General features: G+C 72.8%; 19 protein-coding genes and 1 pseudogene. 11 read left to right on the top strand and 9 right to left on the bottom strand.

The genetic code is table 11. From position 1 onward, the window contains the following. The coding region (locus JNW98_RS10025; protein WP_223767777.1) for a GlxA family transcriptional regulator at window positions 1-553 on the top strand (553 nt) is incomplete at its 5' end. 56 nt (window positions 554-609) lie between these two features. On the opposite strand, the gene JNW98_RS10020 is transcribed toward JNW98_RS10025, so the two are convergent. The 3 genes from JNW98_RS10020 to JNW98_RS10010 all read right to left on the bottom strand — a co-directional run bounded on the left by JNW98_RS10020 (window position 610) and on the right by JNW98_RS10010 (window position 2,306). Then, window positions 610-1,356, bottom strand: coding sequence for a tRNA-dependent cyclodipeptide synthase (locus JNW98_RS10020; RefSeq protein WP_223767776.1), 747 nt, complete (start codon window positions 1,354-1,356; stop codon window positions 610-612). A 61-nt stretch (window positions 1,357-1,417) separates the two neighbouring features. Then, window positions 1,418-1,750, bottom strand: coding sequence for a DUF6092 family protein (locus tag JNW98_RS10015; protein WP_308015542.1), 333 nt, complete (start codon window positions 1,748-1,750; stop codon window positions 1,418-1,420). Continuing rightward, window positions 1,725-2,306, bottom strand: coding sequence for a nitroreductase family protein (locus JNW98_RS10010; RefSeq protein WP_223767774.1), 582 nt, complete (start codon window positions 2,304-2,306; stop codon window positions 1,725-1,727). The genes JNW98_RS10015 and JNW98_RS10010 overlap by 26 nt, the downstream gene beginning before the upstream one ends. 584 nt (window positions 2,307-2,890) lie before the next feature. Here JNW98_RS10010 and JNW98_RS10005 point away from each other — a divergent pair. After that, on the top strand, window positions 2,891-3,664 hold the full coding sequence (locus tag JNW98_RS10005; protein WP_372459202.1) for an AraC family transcriptional regulator: 774 nt from the start codon (window positions 2,891-2,893) through the stop codon (window positions 3,662-3,664). Window positions 3,665-3,805: 141 nt separating this feature from the next. Next, complete coding sequence (locus JNW98_RS10000) at window positions 3,806-4,996, top strand: 4-hydroxybenzoate 3-monooxygenase (protein ID WP_223767773.1); 1,191 nt, start codon at window positions 3,806-3,808, stop codon at window positions 4,994-4,996. Between the two features lie 13 nt (window positions 4,997-5,009). Here JNW98_RS10000 and JNW98_RS09995 read toward each other — a convergent pair whose 3' ends face one another. Further along, window positions 5,010-5,714: a DUF4097 family beta strand repeat-containing protein gene (locus JNW98_RS09995; protein WP_223767772.1), complete on the bottom strand. Its 705-nt coding sequence runs from the start codon at window positions 5,712-5,714 to the stop codon at window positions 5,010-5,012. Window positions 5,715-5,937: 223 nt separating this feature from the next. Between JNW98_RS09995 and JNW98_RS09990 the strand changes: the two are divergent. Next, a pseudogene (locus JNW98_RS09990) lies at window positions 5,938-6,318 on the top strand (VOC family protein); the annotation flags it as partial. Beyond that, on the top strand, window positions 6,316-6,840 hold the full coding sequence (locus JNW98_RS09985) for a GNAT family N-acetyltransferase (protein ID WP_223767783.1): 525 nt from the start codon (window positions 6,316-6,318) through the stop codon (window positions 6,838-6,840). The pseudogene JNW98_RS09990 and the gene JNW98_RS09985, both read left to right, overlap by 3 nt. A gap of 85 nt (window positions 6,841-6,925) precedes the next feature. On the opposite strand, the gene JNW98_RS09980 is transcribed toward JNW98_RS09985, so the two are convergent. Together JNW98_RS09980 and JNW98_RS09975 are read right to left on the bottom strand one after the other, a co-directional pair. After that, entirely contained in the window at window positions 6,926-8,185 is a 1,260-nt protein-coding gene (locus JNW98_RS09980; RefSeq protein WP_223767771.1) for a serine hydrolase domain-containing protein, read from the bottom strand. Between the two features lie 159 nt (window positions 8,186-8,344). Continuing rightward, entirely contained in the window at window positions 8,345-9,853 is a 1,509-nt protein-coding gene (locus JNW98_RS09975) for a hypothetical protein (protein WP_223767782.1), read from the bottom strand. 408 nt (window positions 9,854-10,261) lie between these two features. Between JNW98_RS09975 and JNW98_RS09970 the strand changes: the two genes are divergently transcribed. The 3 genes from JNW98_RS09970 (at window position 10,262) to JNW98_RS09960 (ending at window position 14,184) form a co-directional block, all read left to right on the top strand. Further along, window positions 10,262-12,262 carry a DUF8508 domain-containing protein gene (locus JNW98_RS09970; RefSeq protein ID WP_372459201.1) on the top strand — a complete coding sequence of 667 codons (2,001 nt, stop codon included), beginning with the start codon at window positions 10,262-10,264 and terminating at the stop codon, window positions 12,260-12,262. Between the two features lie 114 nt (window positions 12,263-12,376). After that, entirely contained in the window at window positions 12,377-13,279 is a 903-nt protein-coding gene (gene dapA / locus JNW98_RS09965) for a 4-hydroxy-tetrahydrodipicolinate synthase (RefSeq protein WP_223767770.1), read from the top strand. Between the two features lie 458 nt (window positions 13,280-13,737). Next, window positions 13,738-14,184 carry an RICIN domain-containing protein gene (locus JNW98_RS09960; protein ID WP_223767769.1) on the top strand — a complete coding sequence of 149 codons (447 nt, stop codon included), beginning with the start codon at window positions 13,738-13,740 and terminating at the stop codon, window positions 14,182-14,184. Window positions 14,185-14,372: 188 nt separating this feature from the next. Here JNW98_RS09960 and JNW98_RS09955 read toward each other — a convergent pair whose 3' ends face one another. The 3 genes from JNW98_RS09955 to dapD form a co-directional block, all read right to left on the bottom strand. Further along, window positions 14,373-15,026 carry a hypothetical protein gene (locus JNW98_RS09955; protein ID WP_223767768.1) on the bottom strand — a complete coding sequence of 218 codons (654 nt, stop codon included), beginning with the start codon at window positions 15,024-15,026 and terminating at the stop codon, window positions 14,373-14,375. Next, window positions 15,023-15,223 (bottom strand): hypothetical protein, encoded by a 201-nt coding sequence (locus JNW98_RS09950; protein ID WP_223767767.1) that lies wholly within the window; start codon window positions 15,221-15,223, stop codon window positions 15,023-15,025. Before JNW98_RS09950 ends, JNW98_RS09955 begins: the two co-directional genes overlap by 4 nt. A 194-nt stretch (window positions 15,224-15,417) precedes the next feature. Beyond that, window positions 15,418-16,410 (bottom strand): 2,3,4,5-tetrahydropyridine-2,6-dicarboxylate N-succinyltransferase, encoded by a 993-nt coding sequence (gene dapD / locus JNW98_RS09945; protein WP_223767766.1) that lies wholly within the window; start codon window positions 16,408-16,410, stop codon window positions 15,418-15,420. A 145-nt stretch (window positions 16,411-16,555) separates the two neighbouring features. On the opposite strand from dapD, the gene JNW98_RS09940 reads away from it, so the two are divergent. From JNW98_RS09940 to JNW98_RS09930, 3 genes are all read left to right on the top strand, one after another. Beyond that, window positions 16,556-17,731, top strand: coding sequence for a S8 family peptidase (locus JNW98_RS09940; protein WP_263420591.1), 1,176 nt, complete (start codon window positions 16,556-16,558; stop codon window positions 17,729-17,731). 68 nt (window positions 17,732-17,799) lie between these two features. Then, a complete protein-coding gene (locus JNW98_RS09935; RefSeq protein WP_223767764.1) occupies window positions 17,800-18,444 on the top strand; it encodes a TetR/AcrR family transcriptional regulator in 645 nt (214 codons plus the stop codon). Beyond that, window positions 18,441-19,148 (top strand): VC0807 family protein, encoded by a 708-nt coding sequence (locus JNW98_RS09930; RefSeq protein ID WP_223767763.1) that lies wholly within the window; start codon window positions 18,441-18,443, stop codon window positions 19,146-19,148. Before JNW98_RS09935 ends, JNW98_RS09930 begins: the two co-directional genes overlap by 4 nt. Window positions 19,149-19,154 lie beyond the last annotated feature (6 nt).

The raw sequence follows: 19,154 nt of genomic DNA, 5'->3' as shown, positions 1-19,154 counted from the left end.
CGACGTGCTGTTCGTCGACGACGGCGACGTCCTCACCTCCGCCGGCGTGGCCGCCGGCATCGACCTGTGCCTGCACCTCGTCCGCCGCGACCACGGCAGCCGGATCGCCAACGAGGTCGCGCGCTCCTGCGTGGTGCCGCCCTGGCGGGAGGGCGGGCAGGCCCAGTACATCCGGCGGCCCGTCCCCGAACCGGCGGCCACCGGCACGGCCCCCGCCCGGGCCTGGGCCGAGGAGCGCCTCGGCGAACCCCTCACCCTGGCCGACCTGGCGGCGCGCGCCGGCATGAGCGTCCGCACGTTCACCCGCCGCTTCCGCGACGAGACCGGCACCACGCCCGGCCGGTGGCTCACCCGCCAAAGGGTCGAACTGGCCCGGCACCTGCTGGAGACGACCGACTGGCCCGTCGACACCGTCGCGCACCGCGCGGGCTTCGGCACCGGCGTCTCGCTGCGCCGACACCTGCACGCCGCGATCGGGGTCGCCCCTCAGGCGTACCGCCGCACGTTCCGTCGTGAGGGAGAGACGGCTCCGCCCGTCGCCGTCGGGGGGTGACGGCGACGGGCGGAGCGGTCGGACGGCCGGCGTTCGACGCCGCCGGCAGCCGGGCCTCAGACCCCGGCGAGTGACCACTCCCGTGGACGGACGAGGGCGTAGCCCTGCCCGGGAGCGGCGCGGAAGCCCTCGGGGCAGCCCGCGAGGTGCGCGGTTATGGGCGGCGTCGTGTGGTAGACCACCACGGACGTCGGGACGTCGAAGATGGCGGGGCAGTCCACGAACAGGGGCGCCTCCGCCTGGACGTAGGCGAGACCGGCCCGCAGGTGCGCCTCGGTGACGGCGCCGGTGCCCGAGCTGGAACCCGACCCGGAACCGGAGCGGTTTTCGACGATGTCCTTGACCATCGCCCGGCAGGTGGCCGCGAACTCCGCGTCCTCCCGGAAGGCGCGGTCGGTCTCCCGGCGGACGGCCTGGTAGGCGGGGAGTTCCATGATCTCGGATAAGGCCCGGACGCGGATCCGGTCGCCCTGCGGTCCGAGCCGTTCCCGGGCGCGCTTGATGCGCCGCCGGACGTCCCGGACCGTGGCCTTCACGGACTTGGCGGCGCTCTCGGGCGTACGCCCGTCGGCGAGGAGCATCTCGTCCAACGCCGTGTCCACGTACACGACATCGATGTCCTCGAAGGACCGCTCGGTCCAGTCCAGCAGGGCGGTGAGCCGGTCCTGGTTGAAGTAGCTGTTGCCGGCGCTCACGCCGATGAGGGCATGCTCTCCGCGCGGCAGGATGCGCCGGCAGTTCTCGCCGACCGGTTCCCCGTGCATCTCGATCGGGGAAGCGTCCGTCAGCTCATGCGGCGACATGTCAGTTCTCCTCCGGAGGGGGGTCGGTGGTATCCGCCTCGACTGTGGGGGGCCGGGAACGTCAGGACGCCGGCGCGTCCTTCGGCGCCTCGGCCTCCGCCATCCGGCCCTTCAGCGTCTCGGCCATCTTCGAGCAGAGCTCGTCCAGCACCTGGCCGATGTCCGTGTCGCCGCCCATGGGCGCGAACATGTAGTCGTCCAGGCGCTGCCGCACCTCGGAGAGCCCGGGGGTGCTCCCGCCGGCGTTCTCCAGGATCTCCAGGGTGCGGCGGGCGGCGTCGGCGCAGCGGAACGCGCCGTAGTCGGCGGGCTCGGTGAGGAGGCCCCGGCCGCTGCTCAGCAGGTAGGCGGCGAGCAGCGCGATGTCCTCATGCAACCGGTTCTGCGGTGCCACGGTTCCCCCAGACTTCATAGCTGATGACCTCGTTCTTGTCGCGGCGGTCGGACGGTGTCGGCGCCTGCGCCGGGCGCCCGACGGGCACCAGCAGCACGGGTTCGAGCGGCTCCGGGAGGTTGAGGAGGTCGCGCAGGATCTCCTCGCGGAAGCTACTCACCGGGCAGCCGCCGAAGCCGAGGGCGTGCGCGGAGAGCAACAGGTTCTCCACGGCCATGGCCACGCAGAGCTTGGAGGTCTCGTAGATCTTGCGGGAGACCTCGCCGGTGAAGCCGGCGGTCAGGCGCCGGTCGACGCAGGCGACGACGACGAACGCCGGGGTGCCGATGATCCCGGGCGAGAAGGCGCGCAGGAGGCGGACGTTGCGCGGGTCGCGCACCACCACGAACGACCAGGCCTGCTTGTTGGAGGCGGTGGGCGCGGCGAGCATGCACTCCAGCATGTGGTCGATGTGCTCGTCGTCGATGGGTTCCGGCGCGTAGTTCCGCAGGACGGTGCGGGTGCGGATGACGCGGTGGGTCTCGGGCAGCGTTTCCGGCAAGGTGCTTTGTGGCATCACTTCCCTTTCTCTTGCCACTCGGGCGGCAAACGCCCCTTGTGTACCCCACGGTTACTGCATGACTCAAGAAGTCAACACGGCAATATCTGCCGACTCCAACCGGAAGCGGTTGTTCAGTGACAAACGGGCGAATGGCCGAAGAGGTGCTACTTTCCCGGGCGTTCGTTTGGCAGGCGGCCGGCGCGGCACGGGGCACTCCGGCAGCTCAGCGCCCCGGAACCCCCGGACAGGCAGCCGGCCGGAACCTTGTCCAGAACGCCTTTTCGGTCGCTTGACCGGACGTCCCGCACATCCAAACGTGCCGGGAATGGCCCTGGTTGGCGGGTAACATGCCGATTTCCGTCTCGGGATGTGGGATTGCCGACGATGACGCGCCCGCAGGCCGCCCCGGCGGCTCATGAGCCCCACCACCCGCGCCGCCAACCCCCACACCCTCACCCACTACGCCGCCCGCGGCGTCCTGAAGCGCCGACCCGGCCGACGTCCGCCCGCGCTCGGGTCGCCGAGCGCGCGAACGCCGGGCTCGCGCGGGAGATCGCTGCCTGAACTCCACCCAAAAGCCCGCCAGTAGGCTCGGCACCGTGCCCCAGACCCACCAGAAGTCCGACCTCGCCGCCAAGCACGCGGACATGCGCGGACTCCTCGCCCACGGAGACGACGTGGCACCCCACCGCCACATCGACGGACAGTTGCTGTACCCCTCGGCGGGCGTCCTCGCCACCACGACGGAGCGCGGCACGTGGATCGCCCCGCCCAACCGCGTCACGTGGACCCCGCCGGGCTTCGAGCACTACCACCGCGCGTACGGGCGGACGGAGGTCCGGGTGGTGGACGTCTCCGGCCCGCTGTGCGCCGCGCTGCCGGACCGGCCCACGGTCTTCACCGCGTCACCGCTGCTGCGGGAGGCGGTGCTGGTCCTGACCGGCGGCCGCCGGCTGCGCCCGGACGCGCGGGACCGACTCCGCCGCGTGGTCGTCGACGAACTCGCCGACGTCCCCGAGGAAGACCTGTACCTCCCCACACCCGCCGACGACCGCCTCCGCGCGGTCACGGACCTGCTCCACGCCGATCCCGCCACCCCTTCGACGCTGGCGGAACTCGGCCGGACGGCCGGGGCGAGCGAACGGACCCTGAGCCGCCTGTTCCGGACCGAACTGGGGATGAGCTTCCACCGCTGGCGGAGCCTGCTGCGCGTCCAGCACGCGCTGGTGAGGCTGGTCGAGGGGGAACCGGTCGTCGACACGGCCACGCGGCTGGGGTGGGCCAACCCCACCAGCTTCATCGAGGCGTTCACGGCGATCGTCGGCCAGACGCCGGGCCGCTACCAGCGGGAGCTCCGCACCGGGACCCGGTGATGAGAGCCGGTGACGAGAGCCGATGACAGAGCCGGTGACGAGAGCCGGTGACCGGCACCGCCAACGACCTTGGCGGCTTTCCGGTACATCCTGTCCGCATACCGGTGCCACGCAGCCCCAGTGCCCCGCAACCATGAAGGCATGACAACAGAGACGACCGAAACGTCCACCGTGGTGATCGTGGGAGCGGGAGTCGCGGGACTCACCCTCGGGAACCTCTTACTGCGCAAGGGAATCGACTGCGTCATCCTGGAGAAACGCGGCCGCGAGTACGTCGAGCAGCGGCAGCGTGCCGGTGTCATCGACACCCGGGCGGCACGCATGTTCCGGGAGTGGGGTCTTGAGGACCGGGTGATCGGAGGGGTCCCCTTCGACCCGGTGCTGAACTTCCGGATCGACGGCGAGGACCGCCCCCTCACCCTCACACCGGACCACCACGGCGACGGGCGCTTCTGCCCCCAGCAGGTCCTCGTCCGGAACCTCATCGACGTCTTCGTCGCCGACGGCGGTGACCTCCGCTTCGACGCCGAGGACGTCACGCCGCACGACATCGCGGACGAGGCGTCCCCGCACGTCCGCTACCGGGACGCCACCGGCTCCCCGCGGACGATCCACTGCGAGTTCGTCGCCGGCTGCGACGGTGACCACGGCGTGAGCAGGACGGCCATCCCCGACGGGATCCTCACCCGGTACTCCCACGACTACGGCTTCGTGTGGCTGACCGCCCTCGCGGAGGTGCCTCCCCGGCACCAGACCCTGATGGCACTGCATCCCCGCGGCTTCGCCGGCCAGTTCGGCCGCGGCCCGCACGCGAGCCGGTTCTACCTCCAGTGCTCGCCGGACAGCTCGCTGTCGGAGTGGCCGGACGAACGGATCCGGGACGAGCTGGAGACCCGCTTCGGCGAGCCCGTGGCCGCCCGGGGGCGGATCATCAGCAGGCAACTGGTGCCGCTGCGCGGTGTGGTGCACAGCCCGATGCGCCACGGCCGCCTCTACCTGCTCGGCGACGCCGCCCACATCGTCCCCCCGATGAGCGCGAAGGGCATGAACCTGGCCCTCCACGACGCCGAACTCCTCGCGAACGCCATCGTCCACCACCAGGAGAACGACCGCGACACGACCCTCCTCGACGCCTACTCTCCGACCTGCCTCCGCCACGTCTGGAACTACCAGGCGTTCGCCACCTGGTGGACCGAACTGATCCACAGCGCCGGCGACGCCTCCTACCGAGGCGACTTCCACCATCACCTCGCCCGAGCGGACCTCGCCCGCCTCTACGAGTCGGGCACGGCGAACCGCCTCCTGAGCGAGTTCATGGCCGGCCTGAACTAGAAGGTTGCGCCTGCTAGTTCACGACGGAGACGTTCCCGCCCTGCGTGACCGCCTTGATCCGGTGCGGGGCGCCGGCGGTCGAGGGGACGGTGACCTTCCGGTTGCCGCCCGAGGTGCTCGCCTCCACCGCGTACGCTCCCTGGGGGACCCGCACCGTGACGTCGCCGCCCTGCGTCCGCCCGTCGACCGCGTCGGGAACGGCGGTGGAGGAGACCGTCACGTTCCCGCCCCGGGTGTGCGCGCGGACCGAGCGGGACGCGGAGTCCTCGACGCGGATGTCTCCGCCGCTGGTCTCGGCGTCGACGCCGCCGGACGTCCCCTCGACGGTGACGTCGCCGCCCTGCGTCTTCAGGTCGACGGCCACGGAGGGCGGCGCCAGCACGGTGAGGTGGACCGTGCACCGCTTCCCCGGGTTCCCGCAGTCCGTCTTCTTCACCGTGAACCGGCCGTCGCTCAGGCTGTGTTCGGGGTTCGGCTTCGACCCGCTGTACTCGTACCGCTCGGTCACGCGCACCTTGTCCGCCCCCTCCGCGAGCGGCCGCACGGTGATGTCACCCCCGAAGCTCCCGGCCTCGATCACGGTGACCTTCCCCCGCACGGTGTAGGTACGCTCCGCCTTCTTCACCGGCCCGTCACTCAACGAACAGCCCGCCACCAGAAGGGCGGCACTCAGGGCCGCACCGGAGAGGGCGAGGAGGGAGGCACGGTTGCGGGACATGGGGTACGGGCTCCAGATGCGGACGGCGGGACGAGGCAGGAAGACGGGGACGGAACAAGCTCAGACGTCATCCTCCCTCTTCCCCGGAGGACGCGGCGTCAGCACCTGGGATGATTCCCCACCGCCCGATTCCCTAGGGGACACCCTCCGGGGCATCCCCCGCAGACACCCCCGGTCTCGAATTCAGGGGCCCCGGCCAGGGCGTCTCCGTACACTGGCGGCCATGGCATCCCGTATCAGTGAGCTGGTCATCGACGCCGCCGACCCGGAGCGGCTCGCCGGGTTCTGGAGTGAGGTGCTCGGGTACGTCGAGTTCGAGCGGGAGGACGACGGGAGTATCGCGATCGGGCCGGCGGGGGTCGGCTTCGGTGGGCCGTCGCCGGTTCTCGTGATCAGTCCGAGCGACGACCCGCGGCGCGGGAAGCTCCGGCTGCACATCGACGTCAGTCCCACCGACCGGGACCAGGAGGCCGAGTTGGCGCGGCTGCTCGCGCTGGGGGCCAAGCCCGTCGACGTAGGGCAGACCGGTGACGAGAGCTGGCAGGTGCTGGCCGATCCTGAGGGCAACGAGTTCTGCCTGCTGCGGGAACGGATCCGGCCCGTGGCCGCGAACCCTCCCGCGCCCTGGACCGTCCGGCCCGAGACCGCCGCCGACGTTCCCGGGGTCCGCGCCGTCGAGGTGGCCGCTTTTCCGACGCCGCTGGAGGCGGACCTGGTCGACGCGCTGCGCGCCGACCCGGACGCCTGGATCCCCGGCCTGTCCCTGGTCGCCGAGGCCCCGGACGGCACGGTCGTCGCCCACGCGCTGCTGACGCGGTGCCACATCGGCGAGGAGCCGGCGCTCTGCCTCGCCCCCGTCGCCGTCCTCCCCGCCCACCAGCGGACGGGCGCCGGGTCCGCGGTCATCCGGGCGGCTCTCGACGCGGCGCGGGCGCTGGGCGAACACGCCGTCACGGTGCTCGGGCACCCGGAGTACTACCCCCGGTTCGGGTTCACCCGGGCGTCCGCGCACGGTGTCCTGCCCGCGTTCGAGGTGCCGGACGAGGCGATGATGGTGTTGGGCCTCGACGCGGGGCGGCCGTTGCCGACCGGCCGGATCCGGTACGCGGCTCCGTTCGGGACCTGACCAGTCGGGGGCTGACCAGTCGGGACCTGACCGTTCGGAGCCTGGCCGTTCGGAGCCTGGCCGTTCGGGGCCTGACCGCGCGCCGTCACAGATGGCGGCAGGCGAACAGGTCGTACTCCGGCCACTTGCCGATCCTCCCGAGGATCCCGTCGGCGAGCTCGGCCAGTCCGGCGGCGTGGAGGTCCGTCGCGGGCCGGGTGTTGACGAGGATCGCGCAGGCGGCGTCCCCGACGGTCCGGGATTCCAGGTACCCGAGGGTGCCCGCCATCGCCCCGTCGTGCGAGACGGACGTGAGGATGCTCGGCCTCGCGAGGCCCCCCAGGCCGCCGCCCAGGGCCACCGGCACGCGGACGAAGCTCAGCCCCCAGCCGAGGCCGTACCCGAGCCAGGGATCCGAGCCGGTGAACATCGCGTCGACGCTCCCCCTGGTCAGAAGGTCCGGCACGGTGTCCTGGAGATCGACCCGGATCATGAACCTGAGCAGGTCGACCGGACGGGCGATCCAGCCGCCGTGCGCGTCCATGCGGCCGAGGTCGAGGGCGTAGGGGTCGTTGTCCGGGGTCGCGCTCAGATCGGGGTGCCGGTGGTACTGCGCCTCGTCCGGCCGCCGGGTGGCCAGGGTGTTGCCGCCGATCTCCATCCGCGTGATGCCGCACGGCCGGAGGACGGCCTCCCTGACGTACTGCTCGTAGGGCAGCCCGCCGACCGCCTCGATGACCCTCCCCAGCACGCAGTAGCCGAAGTTGGAGTACCCGGCCACGGTCCCGGGGTCGGCTCGCAGCGGGATGGTGTCCAGTACGTAGCCGATCAGCTGACGGTGCGTCATCCCCGCGGTGACGGCGGCGAACATGGGGTCCTCGTCGACCCCGCCGGGGTACGGCTGCCCCCACCCGCCGGCGGTGTGGTGGAGCAGCTGCCGCACGGTGACGGCGCGGACCCGCGCCGAGTACGGCCGTGTGCCGTACGTCGTGCCGAGCACGCCCGAGTCGCCGAACACCGTCCGGTCCAGGTCCAGCGAGCCGGCCTCGACGAGCGTCATGACCGCGGTGGCCGTGAGCGTCTTGGAGACGCTGGCCACGCGGAACCGGACGTCGCTGCCGAACGGCGGCGGGTACCCCTGCTCGAAGACCAGCCGGTCGCCCTTGGCGAGCGCGATCGACAGGTTGGGCACCCGGTGGGCCTTCATGTACGCCTCGACCCGGCCGGTGATGACGTCGTCGAATTCCGCGCGGTTCCACGTGCGGAAGAGCCACTGGCGCCCCAGCGTCCGCTTGCACGCGACGTCGGAGATCAGTTCGTCCGGCGGGCGGCGGATGAGCTCCGTGAGCAGGCGGCTGCCGGGCATGGGGATCACCTCGCTCCGGGGAGGGCCGGGAGGCCAGGGGCCGGGGAGCCGCGACGGCCGTCCGGCTCCCCCACTCCTCATCGTGCGACCGCGGCCCGGCGGCCGCACGCCGGCCGGCGCGGCGCCCCCTCACCGAAGGGGGCGCTCCCGGCGGAGCCCTCAGCCCCGCGACCGCGCCTTGAACGCCGCCTTCCGCGCCGCCTTGGCGACCTTCTTGTCCGGGTGCAGCCGCCCCATCGCCTCCAGCACGTCCGCCGTCGCGGGGTGCTCGACCCGCCACGCGGTGTCGAAGAATCCGCTGTGCTGCCCGACCAGCCCGAGCACGAGTTCCCGCAGCTCCTCCGTGTCGCCCTCCGACGCGAGCTGGGCGGCGATCGTGTCGATGGTGAGCCAGAAGACCATCGTCTCGCCGGGCTCGGGGATGTCGGACGCGCCGCGTTCGGCGAGCCAGACGCGGGCGAGGCCGCCGAGTTCGGGGTCGTCGAGGACCTCGCGGAAGGCGGGTTCGGCGTCGCTCGGGACGAGGGTCAGGGCCTGCTGGCAGGCGAGCCGGCGCAGCGGCGCGTCCGTGTCGTCGCCGCGGGCGGCGGCGAGGAGCTCGCGGGCGGCGGTCGGCGCGTCGCGGCGGGCGAGCCAGAGTTCGGCCTCGCCGCGGGCGGCGGGCCGGGGGTGGTGCGGGAGGGCGGCGAGGAGCGCGGCGGCGTCCTTCTCGGCGAGATCGCCGACGGCCGGGGCGTCGACGCCCGCCTCCAGCATCCGGGTGCGGACGGCGAAGACGCCGAGCGGGGTGAGGGAGACCATGCCGTACCGGGTGACGTCCTCCTCCTCAGGCACGTCGGAGGCGACGCCGTCGACGGACTCGCGGATGTGGCCCTCGCCGTCGACCTCCTCGATGAGCGCCTCGTCGACGGGCTGGTACTCGATGAGGCCGGTCGGGGCGAGCAGCCGGAACTGGTCGTCCAGGCGCATCATCGCGTCGGAGACCTCTTCGAGGACGTCGTCGGTGGGCTCGTCCATGTCGTCCGGGACGATCAGGGAGGCGGCGAGCGCGGGCAGCGGGACGGGCCGCCGGCCGGCGCCGTCGTCGTCGGAGTCCAGCGCCGTCAGCAGATAGAGATTGCCGAGGACGCCGTCGAGGAAGTCGGCCTCCTCCTCGGGGTTCCAGTCGATGGCGTCGAGGTCCAGCTCGCCGCCGTCGGAGAGCTGGTCGACGATGTCGCCGAGGTCCGGCGCCGCCGCGTCGGCGAGGACGGTCTCCAGGCCGCCGAGCCACAGGTCGAGGACGTCCTGCGGGCTGCCCGAGGTGAGCGTGGCCAGCTCCTCGCCGGCGGCGGCGGTGCCGCTGGGCTCGTCGGACGCCGGCTCGGCCTCCTCGCCGTCCTCCGTCGTGTGCTCGCTGAACTCGACGAGACCGGTGTCCAGCGCGAGCTGCCACGCCTCGGCCGTGTACGCCGGCCCGTCCTCGTCGCCGTCGAGTCCCAGCAGACCGGTGGCGGTGCGCAGCTGGTCCGCGAGCAGTTCGCCGCCCGCGCCGACCGGGGTGCCCTCGCCGGCCCAGCGGGCCAGCCGGGCGGCGCGGGCGAACAGCGGCGCGGAGAGCGCGTCGCGCGCGAGCTCCGCGTCGGGGAGGAGCCGGACCGGCGGCATGGTCGGGCGGTCTGCGGGCATCAGGGGGGTCATCTCCTCGGGGTGACGGCACGGGGTGTGCCGGGGTGCGGGCGTGACGAAGGTCATGGCGCGGGCCATGACGCGAGCCATGACGCCGGTCATGAAGCGGATCATGACGCCGGTCATGACCGGAAGCGGCGTGGCCTGGGCCACCCGCCCACGGCGGCGAGCGCGCGGGGATCACCGGCGGCGCACGTACCGCCCCAGCGTAGACGGCTTTCCCGGCCCGCCGCCCGGTTCGGCTGCCCGTCGGTGTGCGTACACCCACAGAACCTTGACAACTGACGTGTTCACGCCCGAAATTGACGCGCGTAGAAGTCGGCGGCGCGGGCCGGGCGGAGTATCCGCTTCCGTCCACGCTCGGCCGACCCCTCTTGCCACCCCTCACACAAGCCTCCGGAGGCTTCCGTGCCCAGCAGTCGGCACCGCACCAGCCGCACCCCGCGTACCACCGGATCCACCGGATCCACCGGCCGTACCGGCCGCGCGTACGTCACCACCGGCACCCTCGTCGCCGCCGCCCTCGCGGCCGGCCTGCTCACCGCCCCCACCGCGGGCGCGGCGGGCACCACGGGCACCACAAGCGTCAGGAGCACCGCAGGCGCCCCCGGGAGCACCCGGATCCACGACATCCAGGGCACCACGCGCCTCTCCCCGCTGGCCGGGAAGCAGGTGGCCGAGGTGCCGGGCGTCGTCACGGCGGTCCGTGCCTTCGGGTCAGCCCGCGGCTTCTGGTTCCAGGACCCGCACCCGGACCGCGACGCGGCCACCAGCGAGGCCGTCTTCGTCTTCACGGGTGCGACGCCCCCGGCCGTCGCGGTCGGCGACGCGGTGCTCGTCTCGGCCACGGTCGGCGAGTACTACCCGGGCGGCGAGGCCGCCGGCCTCCAGTCGGTCACCCAGCTCACCAAGGCCACCTGGACCGTCGCCTCCTCGGGCAACGCCCTCCCCGCCGCCGTCACGCTCGACGCGCGCACGCTGCCGGCCCGTTACGCGCCGACGTCCCGCGAGGGTTCGATCGAGCAGCTGCGGCTGAAGCCGGGCCGCTACGCGCTCGACCGCTTCGAGTCGCTGGAGGGCATGCGGGTCGCGGTCAGGAACGCGCCGGTCACCGGCGCCACCAGCAGCCACAAGGACCTCTGGGTCACCGCCGACCCCCGCCACCACCGCACCGCGCGCGGCGGCGTCCTCTACGGCTCGTACGCCGACCCCAACGCGGCCCGCGTCAAGATCTCCTCGCTGATCCCGTTCGCGCAGCGCCCGTTCCCGGTCGCGAACGTGGGCGACGAGCTGACCGGCACCACCGCCGGCCCGCTGGACTACGACAACTACGGCGGCTACACCCTCCAGGCCACCGAGCTCGGCACCCTCGCCGACAAGGGGCTGAAGCGCGAGACCACGCGCCGGCAGCGGGACGGCGAGCTCGCCGTCGCCACGTACAACGTCGAGAACCTCTCCCCCAAGAACCCGCAGGAGAAGTTCGACCGGCTCGCCTCCGCCCTCGTCACCAACCTCGCCTCGCCCGACATCGTCGCGCTGGAGGAGGTCCAGGACGACAACGGCACGGCGAACGACGGGACCGTCGGCGCGACCGCGACGCTGAAGAAGCTCACCGACGCCGTCGCGAAGGCGGGCGGGCCGCGGTACGAGTGGCGGCAGATCGATCCGGTGGACGGCAAGGACGGCGGCCAGCCCGGCGGCAACATACGCACCGCCTTTCTCTTCAACCCCGCCCGTGTGAGCTTCACGGACATCGCGGGCGGCGACTCCACGACCCCGGTCGGCGTCGTCCGCGACCACGGCCGGGCCGCCCTGTCCGCCTCCCCCGGCCGCGTCGACCCGGCGAACCCGGCGTGGGAGAACAGCCGCAAGCCGCTGGCGGGGCAGTTCACCTTCCGCGGCGAGCGGGTCTTCGTGATCGCCAACCACTTCAACTCCAAGGGCGGCGACCAGGGCGTCGACAGCCGCTTCCAGCCGCCGGCCCGCACCTCCGAGGTGCAGCGCGGCAAGCAGGCCGCGGCCGTCAACGCCTTCGTCAAGCGGCTCCTCGCCGCGGACCGCGAGGCCAACGTGATCGTGGCGGGCGACCTCAACGACTACCAGTTCTCCCCCGCGCTCCGCACGCTCACCTCCGGCAAGGTGCTGACCGACCAGGTGGACCTGCTGCCCGCGAAGGAACGGTACGGCTACGTCTACCAGGGCAACTCCCAGGTCCTGGACCACATCCTGACCAGCCCGGCCATGAACGCCAAGGCCGCCATGAACGCCAAGGCCGTGAGGGGCGGCAAGAGCGGGAAGGGCGCGCGGTCCGGCCGGACGGACTACGACATCGTCCACGTCAACGCCGAGTTCGCCGACCAGGCGAGCGACCACGACCCGCAGGTGCTGCGCTGGACGCCCCGGGGCTGACCGATGGCCGTCCTTTAAGCACCGCTGAAACGTGGCGGTAGCGATTGTCCATGGACCGTACGGTCGAAGCGGCCCAGAATCGGGACGAGTTCCCCGATCCCGGAGCGTGACGCGATGCCGCCCACCAGCCCCTTCGGCCGTACGGTCTGTGCGATGGTGACCCCGTTCACCGCCGACGGCCGGCTCGACCTCGACGGCGCCCAGCGCCTGGCCGACCACCTCGTCGGCGCGGGCCGCTGCGACGGACTGGTCCTCAGCGGGACCACCGGCGAGGCGCCGACCACCACGGACGAGGAGAAGTCCGCCCTCGTCCGGGCCGTCACCGAGGCCGTCGCCGGCCGCGCCCGCGTCACGGCGGGCGTCGGCAGCAACGACACCCGGCACACCGTCGCCCTCGCCCGCGCCGCCGAGGCGGCCGGCGCCGACGCGGTCCTCGTCGTCACGCCGTACTACAGCCGGCCCCCGCAGGACGCCGTCGAGGAGCACTTCCGGACGGTGGCCGACGCGGTCGGGATCCCCGTGATGCTCTACGACATCCCCGGCCGTACCGGCACCCGCATCGAGGTGGACACCATGCTGCGGCTGGCCGAACACCCGCGCGTCGCGGGCGTCAAGGACTGCGCCTACGACCTCCTCGGCAGCGCCAAGGTCATCGCCGCGACCGGCCTCGCCTACTACTCCGGCAGCGAGGAACTCAACCTGCCGCTGCGCTCGGTGGGCGCGGCCGGGTACGTCAGCACCGTCGCGAACGTGGCCGGGCCGCTGCTCGCGGCCGCGCTGGACGCGTTCGAGGCGGGGGACGCCGGTGAAGCGACGCGACTGCACGCGCGCGCCCTGCCGCTGATCGAGGCCATGATGGCCGGCGGACTGCCGGGCACCGTGACGGCGAAGGCCCTGCTGAGCGCGCTGGGCCTGCCGGGCGGGCCGGTACGGGCGCCCCTGCGGGCGGCTTCGGCGGAGCAGGCGGAGCGGCTGCGCGCGGCGTACGCGGACGCGGTGGGGACGCCGGTGGTTTGAGGACGCCGGTGAGTTGAGGGCGCCGGTGAGTTGAAGGCGCCCTGGCCCGGCACCTGATCCCGATCCCACTCCCGTTCCCCGCTTTCCGGGCGGGAAATACCGCGCGCCGAATGCCCGGGGTGCCGTTCCGCCTGGCGTTCCCTGCGCTCTTCCCGGCGCTCGCGGAAAGCACTTTGCCACCATGATCACGTAGGGATAGGGTGCCGACACAGTAACGGGACCACGGCGGCAGAGGTATCGGACGGGGGCGGCGACGGACTTCACGGAAACGTGAAGCGGGGGATATGGCCGAGGGCAGGGGGCGGATTCCGGAAAGGGATCCGGTGTTTTCCCGTCCCGTCGGTGCGCGACGCGTAGGACGCGTACGGAATACGCCACACCCTTGCTGTTCGCCCGCCTGCCCTGAGAACGGCCCTTGCCGTCGAGGTCGCCATCGGCCCTCGAAAGGGACAACCACCATGAAGAAGCGTCTGATAGGCACCCTCGCGGCCGGCGTCATCCTCGCGCCCGCCCTGATGCTCAGCACCTCGGGCCAGGCGTTCGCCGCCAGCAAGACGGTGTCCTGGAAGAACAACGGCAACGGCAAGTGCCTGGTCGCCAACGGCTTCTGGGTCGGCACGGGCGACTGCGGCGCTCCCACCGCGAAGTGGGAGGAGACCAAGCAGTCCGACGGAACGTTCGTCCTGAAGTCGCGGGACCACAAGTTCTGCCTCGACAGCAACAAGGACGGCGCCGTCTACGCGCACGTGTGCAACGGCGGCAACAACCAGAAGTGGCGCGAGTCCAAGGACTCCACGGGCTGGAAGCTCGTGGACAAGGCCACCGGCCTCACCCTCGGTTCGCGGCCCGACCACTCCGTCTACACGAACTTCGACGGCGGCATCAAGCACCAGCGCTGGAGCTGATCCCCGAACGGCGGCCGGCCCTCCTCCAACCCCACAGTGGAGGAGGACCGGCCGCCGTCTTCAGCGGTCGCCGTCTTCAGCGGTCGCCGTTGTCACCGGCCGCCGTTGTCACCGGCCGCCGTTGTCACCGGCCGCCGTTGTCGGCGGCATTCCCCGAAGGGAAAGCCGTCTCCCGGCGGAAATCCGGCTCAAGGCCGGAGCCCGTCGAGCCGCGCCAATTCCTTCTGGAACCAGTCGAGGCGCGCCTGCAACAACGCCGCCTCCGCGATGAGTTCGTGGACGGACCCGCCGGTCCCGTCCCGCCGCCCCTCCTCCGGGGCGACCACGAGTCCCTCTCCCGCCAGCCGGGCGAACTCCCCGAGGGGCACCCCGCTCCGTACCACCGCGCACTCCCCGCAGTCCGCCGCGACCACCCGCCACCCGGGCAGCCCCCACTCCGCGTCGGCGAACCGCGTCGCCGTACGCCCGCAGGCGCACGGCCCGACCCGCACGCGGCGTACGCGCTGGCGCGCGTAGCGCATGCCGCGCTCGTAGCGGATGTAGGCGCCCAGGACGGCGACCTCCAGGACGACCGCCCGGCGGTGCTCCCCCGCGCAGGTGAGGTCCGCCGCCTCGGCGGCCGAATGCAGGCAGTGGAAGCCGCAGTCGCAGCGGCGGGCGGGGGCACGGTGGCGGCGGCCGTAGACGCAGCGGGCGTCGCCCAGGACGCCGTACGGCGTCCCGCCGCCGAGGGAGACGCCGGTGAAGCCGGCGCGGGTGCCGTCCCGGGAGAGCACCGGGTAAGCGATCTTGTAGCCGGTGGGCGGCCGGTCGGGGCGCTCCCGCGGCAGCCGCAGGGTCATCGCCCGGCCGGGACGGCTTCCCGGGGCGCGCGCTCGGGCTCGGGTTCCGGCTCGGCGAGGACGGCGAGCCCGCCGACGCGCAGAGCCACCTCCGCCCCCTCCACTGCCACCATCTCCACCTGCACCACCCGCACCACCGTCTCCACCGGCTCGGCTTCCTCGGCGTACCCGACGGCCAGACGTTTGCCGAGCTTCATGGCGCCTCCCGTGACTCAGCGGGACTTCCGTGGACCGGACGGACCGGACGGACCTGACAGACCAAACGGATCTGACGGACCTGACGGACCTGACGAGCGGCTCCCATGGTGGCGCAGCCCGTCCCGGACACGCCAGAGCGGCCGCACGGCGGAATCCGCCGTACGACCGCTCGTACGTTCATCGGAGAAACGCGTCAGTTGTGGCTGTGCAGCGCCTCGTTCAGCCCGCCCCAGGTGCTCTTGTACGGGCGGGCCTCGACGGTGCCCGTGGTGGAGTTGCGGCGGAAGAGGATGTTGTTGGCGCCGGAGAGCTCCAGCGCCTTGACGATCTCCCCGTCCGGAAGGGTGACGCGGGTGCCGGCGGTCACGTACAGCCCGGCCTCGACCACGCACTCGTCGCCGAGCGCGATGCCGATGCCCGACTCGGCGCCGAGCAGGCAGTTCGCGCCGACGGAGATGATCTGCTTGCCGCCGCCGGAGAGCGTGCCCATGGTGGACGCGCCGCCGCCGATGTCGCTGCCGTCGCCGACGACGACGCCCGCGCTGATGCGGCCCTCGACCATGGAGGTGCCCAGCGTGCCGGCGTTGAAGTTGACGAAGCCCTCGTGCATGACGGTCGTGCCCTTGCCCAGGTGGGCGCCGAGGCGGACACGGTCGGCGTCGCCGATGCGGACGCCGGAGGGGACGACGTAGTCGGTCATGCGCGGGAACTTGTCGATGCTGGTGACCTGGAGGTGCAGGCCCTCGGCGCGGGCGTTCAGGCGCACGGTCTCGATCTGGTCGACGGCCACCGGGCCGAGCGAGGTCCAGGCGACGTTGGCCAGCAGGCCGAACATGCCGTCGAGGTTCGCGCCGTGCGGCCGGACGAGCCGGGACGACAGCAGGTGCAGCCGCAGGTAGACGTCGTGCGCGTCGAGCGGCTTGTCGTCGAGCGAGGCGATGACCGTGCGGACCGCGACGACGGTGACGCCGCGGCGCGGGTCCGGGCCGACCGCCTTCAGGGCGGCCTCGCCCAGCAGCTCGGCGGCGCGCTCGGCGGTCAGCTCCTCGGTGCCGGCCGGGCCGGGCGCGTCGGCAAGCGCGGGGGCCGGGAACCAGGTGTCGAGGACGGTGCCGTCGGCGGCGATCGTGGCGAGGCCGGCGGCGGCGGCACCGGGGGTGGTACGGGGGACAGCAGCATCGGTCATGTCCGAAAACCTAACCGGAGGGGGCCGCTCAAGGCGAACCGGACTCCCACGCCCCGGCCCCGCCCCTCCGCCCCGAAGGACCCGGCGCAAGCCAAATGGCCCACCCCAATCGCCCCCCCGCCACCCCTCCCCCTATCCAGAGGACATGAGACCCCCACACCGCCTCCTCATCCTCACCCTGCTCGCCCCCTTCACCCTCGCCCCCGCCGACCCACCCCCCACACCACCCCCCGCCCCACTCCACCGCACCAGCGGCCGCGCCGTGACCGGCCACTACATCGTCACCCTGCGCCAGGGCGCCAGCCCCCGCACCCTGACCGCCCGCCTCGGCGTCACCCCGGACACCGTCTACCAGCACGCGCTGCTCGGCTTCGCCGCCACCCTCACCCCCGCGCAGCTGGACACCGTCCGCCGCTCGCCGGACGTGCGGTCCGTCGAGGAGGACGCGGTGCTCCGCCAGTCGGCCGCCGCCCCCGCGGCGTCCTGGGGGCTGGACCGGGTGGACCAGCGGCAGCTGCCGTTGGACGGGCAGTTCACGGTCGCGGGCAGCGGCGAGGGCGCGACCGCGTACGTCATCGACACCGGGATCGACTACGCGCACCCCGAGTTCGGCGGGCGCGCCCGGCAGGGCGTCGACCTGGTCGACCCGGCCGGCGACGGCTCGGACTGCCTGGCCGGCTCGGGGCACGGCACGCACGTGGCGGGGATCATCGGCGGCGGGGAACACGGCATCGCCCGGAAGGTGTCGCTGGTCAGCGTGCGGGTGCTGGACTGCGAGGGGACGACGTCGGCCTCCCGCTTCGTGGCGGGCCTGGACTGGGTCGCCCAGCACGCCGGGCCGGCGTCCGTGCTGAACGCCTCGCTCAACGGCCCGTACTCGGCGGCGACGAACGCCTCGGTGGCGGCGGTCGCGGCCCGCGGGGTGCCGCCCGTCGTCTCGGCGGGCAACGCACAGCCCGCGGCGGCGCCCACCGACGCCTGCGCCAACTCGCCGGGCAGTGCGCCGGGGGCGGTGGTCGTCGGGGCGACCGACCGGAACGACCGGATGACGTCGTTCAGCAACTGGGGCACCTGCCTCCGGCTCCTCGCCCCGGGCCTGGACATCGTCTCCGCCCGCGCCGGCGGGGGCGACCTGACGATGAGCGGCACCTCGCAGGCGGCACCCCACGTCACCGGGGTGGCCGCGCTCTACAAGGCGGCGCACCCGGACGCGTCGGCGCAGGCGGTGACCGAGTGGCTGGAGGGTCAGGCGACGCCGGGGGTACTGACCGGTCTCCGCGACGGAACACCGGACCGACTGCTGTTCACGGGCGGCGCGTGAGGGAACCCAGGATTGCTTGACCAAACCAATACTTGCTCACCCAAGCAAGAAGCTTCTACCTTTTGCTCATGCGAGCAAAAAGCAGCGGAAACAAGCAAGGGCCCGGCCCCGCCGCCGACCGGACGTTCATCGAGGCCGCCAGACGGGCACAGATCGTCGACGCCGCGATCGAGGTCATCGCCGAAGTGGGCTACGCGAAGGCGTCGTTCACGCGCATCGCCCGGCAGGCCGGGCTGAGCAGCACCGGGATGATCTCGTACCACTTCGCGGGCAAGGACGACCTGATGCGCGAGGTCGTGGCCGAGGTGATGCGGGTCGCCGACGCGTACATGCGGCCCAGGATCGAGGCCCACGCGACCGCCCCCGAGCGGCTCCGAGCACACATCGAGTCGAACTTCGCGCTCATGAACGAGCACCCCAAGCACCTGCCCGCCATCGTGGAGGTGCTCACCGGGACCCGGGGGGAGAGCTCGTCGGCGCGGGAGTTCACCGCCGCCACGGACACGATGATGAACAGCCTCGTCGAGGCCGTGCGCAGGGGCCAGGAGGCCGGGGAGTTCGGCGAGTTCGACCCGGTGACCATGGTGTACGCACTCCGGGGCGCCATCGACGCGCTCGTGGCGCGCGCCACCCACGACCCCGACTTCGACGCCGCCGCCCACGGCCGTCAGCTCGCCGACCTCTTCGACCGCGCGACCAGGAGGACCCCGTGAGCACCGACCCCATGACCGCCCCCGCCTCACCGCCCGCCCCATCCCCCGCCGCCCCGCCCGCCTCACCGCCCACCGAGCGGCAGAAGACCGCCGCCCTGCGGAGGCACCTCGCCCTCCAGCTCCTCTTCGAGCTCGCCCTCCCGCTCGCCGCCTTCTACGGCCTCCAGGCGGCCGGCCTGAGCCAATGGGCGGCACTCGCGGTAGGCAGCCTGCTCGCCGCGCCCTGGCTGGTCCACGGGATGGTCCGGCGCGGACGGGTGGACGCGATGGGGCTGTTCACCCTCTGCCTGATGCTGCTCGGCGCCCTGATGTCCCTGGTCACCGGGGACCCGCGCGTCCTGCTGGTGCGCGACAGCTGGCTCTTCGGCCTCATCGGCCTCTGGATCCTCGGCACCCTGCCGACCCGGCGGCCCTTCGTCATGTACATGGCCCAGACGGTCGTCACGGCCAAGATCGGCGAGGCGGGCTGGCGCGCCTGGGCCGCCCGCTGGGACGCCGAGTCCGCGTTCCGCCGCCACGTACGGGTACTCACCGCCGTCTGGGGCACGGTCTTCACGCTGGACGCCGCCGTCCGGGTGGTCCTGGCCCTGACCCTGCCGGTGGACTCGGTGCCCCTGGTGAGCACGGTGCAGTGGGTGGCCGTCCTGAGCGGACTCATCCTCTTCCACAAGCGCTACGTCACCCGCCACGGCCTGAAGGCCTAGCCCCCA

The organism is Streptomyces huiliensis, assembly GCF_020037025.1.
In the GTDB taxonomy this organism is placed as follows: Bacteria; Actinomycetota; Actinomycetes; order Streptomycetales; family Streptomycetaceae; genus Streptomyces; species Streptomyces huiliensis.
This window is presented reverse-complemented; position numbering and strand designations above follow the sequence as displayed.